The following is a 380-nucleotide window of genomic DNA, read 5'->3' on the forward strand; positions in this document are numbered from 1 at the left end:
CGTTCCCAAGACCATGGGACCGGCGTCGATCCCTACGCTGCACAACAGTGATGGCGAGGAAGTGGTGTTCCACCGCGTGCGCTTTCCCTTCGCACGCGGCGTGACCCAGGCGCTGGTCGGTGAGCGGCTCGATACTATCCCTGCGCTTCAGCGGGAAACCACGCACTTCTGGAACTGGCTGGGCGAGGAACCGAACGGAATAGCGAAGAGCACCGGGCGTATGGCGTGGGGTGTGACGATGGCGGACGGCACCCCGGTGCTCGGCAATGTCGAATTGAAAGGCCGCGCCCTGATTCTCGCCGTCACCTCGGCCGAGCGGGCGAAACGCGGCACCGCGCTCATGACCGATGCGCTAGCCGGGTTGGTCGGCTCGCCGCTGA

Annotated in this window: 1 pseudogene; it reads left to right on the forward strand. The window is 65.8% G+C overall.

What is annotated here, in order from left to right:
* Window positions 1–380: pseudogene (locus L858_RS20830) on the forward strand (hypothetical protein); the annotation flags it as partial.

Source organism: Sphingobium bisphenolivorans (assembly GCF_000412635.1).
Classification (GTDB): domain Bacteria; phylum Pseudomonadota; class Alphaproteobacteria; order Sphingomonadales; family Sphingomonadaceae; genus Sphingobium; species Sphingobium bisphenolivorans.